Source organism: Sphingobium quisquiliarum P25 (genome assembly GCF_000445065.1).
Lineage (GTDB): Bacteria > Pseudomonadota > Alphaproteobacteria > Sphingomonadales > Sphingomonadaceae > Sphingobium > Sphingobium quisquiliarum.
In genome coordinates, this window is record NZ_ATHO01000160.1 from 1 (window position 1) to 6,637 (window position 6,637).

The 6,637-nt window shown below is 67.2% G+C and carries 9 protein-coding genes; 3 read left to right on the forward strand and 6 right to left on the reverse strand.

Annotated elements, in window-relative coordinates; translation table 11 throughout:
* The 4 genes from L288_RS39680 to mutY all read right to left on the reverse strand — a co-directional run.
* Nucleotides 1-391: inositol monophosphatase family protein (locus tag L288_RS39680; RefSeq protein ID WP_021239742.1), on the reverse strand; the 391-nt coding region annotated here is incomplete at its 3' end.
* Nucleotides 378-1,715, reverse strand: coding sequence for a TldD/PmbA family protein (locus tag L288_RS39685; protein ID WP_021239743.1), 1,338 nt, complete (start codon nt 1,713-1,715; stop codon nt 378-380). The genes L288_RS39680 and L288_RS39685, both read right to left, overlap by 14 nt.
* 43 nt (nt 1,716-1,758) lie before the next feature.
* Nucleotides 1,759-2,679 (reverse strand): NAD(+) diphosphatase, encoded by a 921-nt coding sequence (gene nudC / locus L288_RS39690; protein WP_021239744.1) that lies wholly within the window; start codon nt 2,677-2,679, stop codon nt 1,759-1,761.
* Nucleotides 2,672-3,736, reverse strand: a complete 1,065-nt coding sequence (gene mutY / locus L288_RS39695) for an A/G-specific adenine glycosylase (RefSeq protein WP_021239745.1) — start codon at nt 3,734-3,736, stop codon at nt 2,672-2,674. The genes nudC and mutY overlap by 8 nt, the downstream gene beginning before the upstream one ends.
* Before the next feature lie 26 nt (nt 3,737-3,762).
* On the opposite strand from mutY, the gene L288_RS39700 reads away from it, so the two are divergent.
* The 3 genes from L288_RS39700 to L288_RS44025 are packed head-to-tail and all read left to right on the forward strand — an operon-like array spanning nt 3,763 to nt 4,964.
* Complete coding sequence (locus L288_RS39700) at nt 3,763-4,305, forward strand: DUF721 domain-containing protein (protein ID WP_031304890.1); 543 nt, start codon at nt 3,763-3,765, stop codon at nt 4,303-4,305.
* Nucleotides 4,306-4,354: 49 nt separating this feature from the next.
* Nucleotides 4,355-4,738 carry a DUF3768 domain-containing protein gene (locus L288_RS44295; RefSeq protein ID WP_021239747.1) on the forward strand — a complete coding sequence of 128 codons (384 nt, stop codon included), beginning with the start codon at nt 4,355-4,357 and terminating at the stop codon, nt 4,736-4,738.
* Between the two features lie 49 nt (nt 4,739-4,787).
* Nucleotides 4,788-4,964, forward strand: coding sequence for a hypothetical protein (locus L288_RS44025; protein ID WP_161625684.1), 177 nt, complete (start codon nt 4,788-4,790; stop codon nt 4,962-4,964).
* A 51-nt stretch (nt 4,965-5,015) separates the two neighbouring features.
* Here L288_RS44025 and L288_RS39710 read toward each other — a convergent pair whose 3' ends face one another.
* Nucleotides 5,016-5,480: an HPP family protein gene (locus L288_RS39710; protein ID WP_020817765.1), complete on the reverse strand. Its 465-nt coding sequence runs from the start codon at nt 5,478-5,480 to the stop codon at nt 5,016-5,018.
* Nucleotides 5,481-5,701: 221 nt separating this feature from the next.
* A partial coding sequence (locus L288_RS39715) for an IS1380-like element IS1247 family transposase (RefSeq protein WP_021238855.1) occupies nt 5,702-6,637 on the reverse strand: 936 nt, incomplete at its 5' end.

Genomic DNA, 6,637 nt, shown 5'->3' on the forward strand with positions numbered 1-6,637 from the left:
GCCATAGCTGATTGCGGGCGGGCGCGGCGAGGATGCCGATCCGCACCGCCCCATGTTCGACCAGCGCAACGGATACCGCCCAGCCAGTGCGCCCGCGCAGATAGTCGCGCGTGCCGTCGATCGGATCGACCACCCACACGCGCGAAAGGCCAAGCCGGTGGACCGTGTCGGCCGTCTCTTCCGAAAGCCATCCGGCGGACGGATCGATCGCGCTCAGGCTACGGCGCAGCATATCGTCTATTTCAAGGTCCGCCTCGCAAACGGGGTGGCCGGGCAGCTTTTCCCATTGACGGACCAATGTCTGGCCGCCCGCCCACAGGGCCAGTGCGCGGTCCGCAGCGTCCGAAACCGCCCCGGCAACGGCGCGCAGGTCGATATCAGCCTCCGGCAATGGTCATCCCGTCGACGCGCAATGTGGGAACGTTCATGGCATGGCGGAAGCTGAGGTCGTTCGCGGCCGTCATCGCGCGGAACATCTCCTTGAGATTGCCTGCGATGGTGATTTCCGAAACCGCTCCGCCGATCGCGCCATCCTCGATCAGGAAGCCCACCGCGCCCCGGCTATAGTCGCCGGTGACGCCGTTGACGCCCATGCCGATCAGGCTGGTGACATAAAGGCCGCGCTTGATGTCCGCCATCAGTTCGGCGGGCGTGACGCTGCCGGGCTCCATATGGACATTGGTGACGCCCGGCCCGCCGCCGCCCCGGCCCGCATGCCCGGTCGGCGCAAGCCCAAGCTGGCGGGCCGACGCGCTGTCGAGCAGCCATCCGGTCAGCACGCCCCGTTCGATCAACGCCCGGCGCGCGACGGGCAGGCCTTCGCCGTCGAAGGGCCGCGAACGCAGGCCGCGCGGCCGCAGGGGGTCATCGATAATAGTGATTGAACTATCAAATAGCGCCTGCCCAAGCGAATCGAGCAGGAAGCTGGACCGCCGCGTGATCGCGGGGCCCACAATGCCGCCGATCAGATGGCCGATCAGGCTGGAGCCGATGCGCGGATCGAAGACGACCGGCATGACGCTGCTGCCAGCCTTGACGGGGTTGAGCGCAGCGACCGCCCGCTCCCCCGCGCGGGCGCCGATGGCGGACGCGTCCTCCAGATCCTCCAGATAGCGGGCGCTGTGGCTGGCATGGTCGCGCTGCATGCCAGCGCCGGTCCCCGCAAGCACGCTCGCCCAGGTGGAATGGCTGGTGCCCGCATAGGATCCGGCAAAGCCGTGGCTGGTGACGAGCGCCATCTGGCTGCGGCCGTTGGACGCGCCGCCGCCTTCGCTGTTGGTGACGCCCGGCACCGCCCGCGCGGCTTCCTCGACAGCCAGTGCGCGTTCGCGCAGCATGGCGGGCGCGGGCTCCGATGGGTCGATTAGGTCGAGATCAGCGGGCGCTTCGCGCAGCAGGCGGTCCTCCGGCGCGAGCCCGGCATAGGGGTCTTCGGGCGCCTCGCGCGCCATGGCGATGCAGCGTTCGACCAGCGTGGCAAGCGTCTTGGGATTCATGTCCGACGCGGAAATGCTGGCAGACCGCTGCCCGACAAACAGGCGGAGGCCGATTTCCTCCCCCTCCGACCGTTCCACATCCTCCAGCGCGCCAAGGCGGACCGCGACCGTGGTCGACGCGTTGCCCGCATAGACGGCATCGGCGGCGTCCGCCCCCGCCCTGCGAGCCGCCGTCACCAGATCCTGAGCGCGCGACTGGGCTTCTTCGAGGCTGAGCATGGGCGAACGATAATCCTGCTATGGCGTGTGAGGCTCAAGGGCCTTACGCGCTTGGTCCGGGCGGGACAAGCTGCCCGTCGAGCCAGTGTTTCAGAAGATGCCGGGCGACCGCCATGGGCGGCGGCGCGATGAAGGGCGCGCCGGGTTCGTTGGCCAGCGCCGCGCGCACGCCGTCCGCATCGCACCAGAAGGCATGCTCTATCTCCGTCTCGTCCAGCGTCAGCGCGTCGTCACCGGCGACGCCGATGCAGGCGACCATCAGCGAAGAGGGAAAGGGCCAGGGCTGGCTCATGACATAGCGGACGGAATGGACGGTGACGCCCGCTTCCTCCTTGATTTCCCGCGCGACCGCTTCCTCGATCGTCTCGCCCGGCTCGATGAAGCCGGCGAGCGCGGAATAGAAGCGTTCGGGCCAGCGATGCTGCCGCCCCAGCAGCACCCGCCCGTCATGTTCGGCGAGCATGATGGCGACGGGATCGACGCGGGGAAAATGTTCCGAACTGCATGCATCGCAGCGCCGCGACCAGCCCGCCTTTTCGGCTTGCGTCGGCGATCCGCAGACCGAGCAGAAGCGGTGCCGGGCGTGCCAGTGGACCAGGCTGCGCGCCGTGCCGTACAGCGCGATCTCATGCGCGGGCAGTTCGGTGGCGATGGCGCGGCTGCGCTCCGTGGGGAAGAAGCCGCCTTCCACCCGCTCCGCCAGACGGGCGAAGATGGGGCGCTGGAGGTCGTCCAGGCCCAGCAGCACATGATCCTCCGCCCGCGCGCCGGGCGCGGCGGCCTCCATCACCAGATGCCCGTCAGCGGTGACGGGATCGAGCCCGTCCAGCGCGACGATGCGCGTCTCCGGCAGGGCGAAGGTCTGGGCGGCGAGATCCGGCCGGGTGCGGATATGATCGACCCGGTCGAGCCTTCCTCCCACAAAGCCGAGCTGTTCGCGGGTGAGCGCGCCGGGGTCATGCATGATATCTGCTCTCCTTCATCGCGGCCTGCGCCGCACGGCGGAACAGGGTAGGGAACCCCGCCTCCTCCAGCCGCTCCAGCGGCCACCATTCACCCTCCCCCGGCGGCGTGACGTCCGGCGGCAGATGCGCGACATGGATGGTCAGGCTGAGCGAGAAATGAGTGAAGACATGCGCCACCGGATCGGCGAGCGTCGTCCACCGCGCCTCCAGCGGCGGGGCCGGATCGGGCGCGGCGCTCCAGTCGGACGAGGGCAGAGCGCGCATCCCGCCCAGCAAACCCTTGCCGGGACGGCGGACCAGCCAGACATGACCGTCCGCCCGCTCCATCCACCAGCCATGGCCGGTGCGGTGCGGCTTCGCCTTCTTCGCCAGCCTGACGGGAAAGGCGGCGGGGTCAGCGGTGCGGAAGGCGGCGCAATCGTCCCTGAGCGGACAGATGCCGCAGGCGGGGTTGCGCGGCGTGCAGATGGTCGCGCCCAGATCCATCATCGCCTGCGCGAAGTCGCCCGCGCGGCTGTCGGGCGTGATGCGATCCGCCGCCGCGCGAATTTCCGGCCGGGCGGCGGGCAGAGGGGTTTCGATGGCGAAAAGGCGCGCCACCACCCGTTCGACATTGGCGTCCACCACCACGGCCCTTTGGCCAAAGGCGATGGCGGCGACGGCGGCGGCGGTATAGTCCCCGATCCCCGGCAGCGCGCGCAGCCGCTCCTCCGACGCGGGAAACGCGCCGCCAAGATCCCCCGCGACAGCGCGGGCGCAGGCGAGCAGATTGCGGGCGCGGGCATAGTAGCCCAGCCCCGCCCATGCCGCCATGACATCGGCATCCTGCGCCCCGGCAAGCGCGTCCACGGTGGGCCAGCGATCGGTGAAGGCGTGGAAATAGGGGATGACGGCCGCGACCGTGGTCTGTTGCAGCATCACTTCCGACAGCCACACGCGATAGGGATCGGCGGCGTTGCTGCCCGGCGGCGCGCGCCAGGGAAGGCGGCGGGCGTGGACGTCATAATGGGCCAGCAGGTCACTGGCGATTTTTGTGTGAGTCCCCTCGACGCGCATGGCGGCGCTATGCCATTAAGCGGGCGATGACGGAACGCCCTGCAACGCCGAAAATGAAAATACGCGACGCCGCGGCGGCCGAGCGCCCGCGCGTGGGCGGTCCCCGGCAGATTGCCGACCTGATGCCGCAGATCGGCGCGGCGGCTTTCCGCAAGTTCGGCTTCGTCCAGTCCAGCGTCGTCACCCGCTGGCCCGAAATCGTCGGCGCGCATTATGCCGCCATCTCCGCACCTGAATCGATCCGCTTCCCGGTGGGCAAGAAAGCGGGCGGCACGCTGCAACTGACGGTCATGAGCGGCCATGCGCCGATGATCCAGCATGTGCTGCCGGACATCATCGAACGGGTGAACCGATTCTTCGGCTATGCGGCGGTGACCAGGATCGCGATGCGGCAGGGCGAGGTGCGCGCCACCCCCAGCGAACGCCGCCCGCTGCCCCGCAACCTGAAGCCGGTGCCGGTGGAACTGGGCGAATCGCTGCGCGACATCGGCGATCCCGAATTGCGCACGGTGCTGGAATCGCTGGCGCAGGGGCTTGCCAATTCCAGCGGCTTGCCCAAGATCAGCTGACATCGCCTTTCCGCTTCCGTTCAGGAGGCGCGCTATATGGAACCGGCATATGAGAAAGCTTCTCCTGCCCCTTGTCCTCGCGGCCCTGCCCGCCGCGCTTGCCGCCGCTCCGGCCGCGAAGTGGACCAGCCACGTCACCGTGTCGCCGATCGGCGGCCATGTGCTGGGCAATCCCGCCGCGCCGACCAGACTGGTCGAATCCGACATTCTCAAGATGATCGAGGGCTTTGAGGATTTCACACCCGATAACGATCCTCACGGCGAGCATGACGCCGGTTTCCTTTATCGCGACGTGATCGGCCAATGGCATACTCGCTGGACCGACGACAGCACGCGCCCTGCCCTCTCGGTCATGTGGAAGTTCGACTATTACGCCCGTTCTCGTCAAGCGGATCGAGGAGCAGGTTACGACGGGAACGCCCGTTATCGTTGAGGGCAAGCTTGAAACGCGGATGTGGGAGCATGACGGGCAAAAGAAGTATGTGACCGAGATCGTTGTCCGCCCCTATGTCGGTGACTTGATCGTATTGAACCGCCGCAGCATCGAACCCAAGGCCGACACCGCGCCGGAAGATTTCACCCCTGCCCCTAGCGCGGCCGACTACTTCCAAGGGGCAGCGGTTCCCGTCAACGAGCTGGAGGACGAAATTCCGTTCTAATCCCGATCCGCCGGCTCCTAGCCGAAATTCAGGCGATGCCCAATCCGGGGGTCATGCGGACGGGCGATCCCAGCGGCGCAGCGCCATGCCGATCAGCGTCACCGCACCGGCGCCCAGCATCAGCAGCGGCACCGCGACATGCGGGGGCACCGGATGCAGCGTGAAGACGAGCCCCGTCGCCGCCGCGGGCGGATGGACCGCACGGGCCGCCATCATCAGCAGCAGGCCGAGCGTGGCGGCGATGATCGCGACCAGCACCGAAGCGCCGAACATCCAGCCGGCCAGCGAACCGACGAACGCGGTCGCGGCATGCCCCGCCATGATCGGCCAGGGCCGCGCCGAGGGAGCCGAGGGGGTCGTGGCAATCAACGCGACCGAATTGACCAGCGGCATCCACATCGCAACGATCGCGAAATGATAAGCGAGCCCACCGAACAGCGCGAGGGTGGCGAGAAAGACCGAGCCTGCCAGCCCGATCCGCCGCCACGACATCGCATCGGTCGTCGCCCACTTCATCCTGCATTCCCCAAGTGGCGTGTCGTTTGAGGTGAAGATCGCCTGTATCCGAGCGCTAGACAAGGATTTTCTGCCGCAAGCGGCACCTGCGGTCGCGCAGACTGCTGGATCTGGACGGATCAGACCGCGAAGCCGCTGTTTCCTTGCCCAGGGGCGGCGTTTTTCAGCGCAGCGGACAGATCTGTCCAGCCGCTTTCGTTCAGTTTGAGCGTGGATCGCGATCATGCGCATAGCGGTGGCGCTCGCAATCGGCGGATAGCGGCGAGGATGGCGCGTACCATCGTGCCGGTGACAGCGACCTCGGCCAGCTGGAAGGTGATGGTGCGGGCGTGACGGACCACACGTGCCCCGATCTTGATCAGCTTCAGTTGCAGGCTGGTCAACGACCAGTCGGCCATGGCCTCGGGCAGCTCGATGCAGCGCAAGAAGGTGGCCAGGTTGTACGCCAGGGCGTGCAGTTGCAGCCGCACCTCATTGTCGCGGAACTTCCGGCACGACAGCCGCGTCCAGCGAAAGGCGTATTTGCCCTCTTTGATGTGCTGCTCGGCGGTGCCGCGCTGGTTGTAGAACCGCACCACCCAGTCCGGCTCCATCGGCAGGTTGGTGACGATGAAGCCGACACGCGGGAACAGTTCGCCCGGATGCCATTCGATCTTGGCGATCACCCGGCGTTCCTTGTCCCAGGACGCCGCCTGATACTCGAATTCCTCGAAGAACCGCTTGACCTTGGTCAGTGACGGCCGCCCGACAGGGCGCGTTAGCCGATGCGCGATCTTGTCCTTGAGGACCGCGTTTGCGGGCAGCCGGATGGCGTAGAAGAACCGCGCTTCTTCCAATCGCTCATAGATCGCCGGGATCGCGTAGGCAGCATCGGCCCGGAAGAACCTGCCACCAAGGTCGCGCTCCGCGTAGCGCGCAATGACGGGGTCGAGAACATCACGCCAGCCATCGGCGCTGTGGACGTTGCCATGGCGCAGGGCGCAGCGTTCCAGCATCCCGAACTGGTTGAACAGAAAGTTGGGGTGATAGCAGCTACAGTCGAAATGGCCATTCCAGGCGGACCCTTCCTGGTCGCCATGGGTCGGGCTGACCGAGCTGTCCATGTCCAGAACGATGTACTTCAGCCCGTTACGGTCATGGAACCGGTCGATCCATTG

Excerpts from the sequence above, each read along its gene's own strand:
- L288_RS39685 (WP_021239743.1), bottom strand. The coding sequence starts at position 1,715 with ATGCTCAGCCTCGAAGAAGCCCAGTCGCGCGCTCAGGATCTGGTGACG.
- nudC (WP_021239744.1), bottom strand. The coding sequence starts at position 2,679 with ATGCATGACCCCGGCGCGCTCACCCGCGAACAGCTCGGCTTTGTGGGA.
- mutY (WP_021239745.1), bottom strand. The coding sequence starts at position 3,736 with ATGCGCGTCGAGGGGACTCACACAAAAATCGCCAGTGACCTGCTGGCC.
- L288_RS39700 (WP_031304890.1), top strand. The coding sequence starts at position 3,763 with ATGACGGAACGCCCTGCAACGCCGAAAATGAAAATACGCGACGCCGCG.
- L288_RS44295 (WP_021239747.1), top strand. The coding sequence starts at position 4,355 with ATGAGAAAGCTTCTCCTGCCCCTTGTCCTCGCGGCCCTGCCCGCCGCG.
- L288_RS39710 (WP_020817765.1), bottom strand. The coding sequence starts at position 5,480 with ATGAAGTGGGCGACGACCGATGCGATGTCGTGGCGGCGGATCGGGCTG.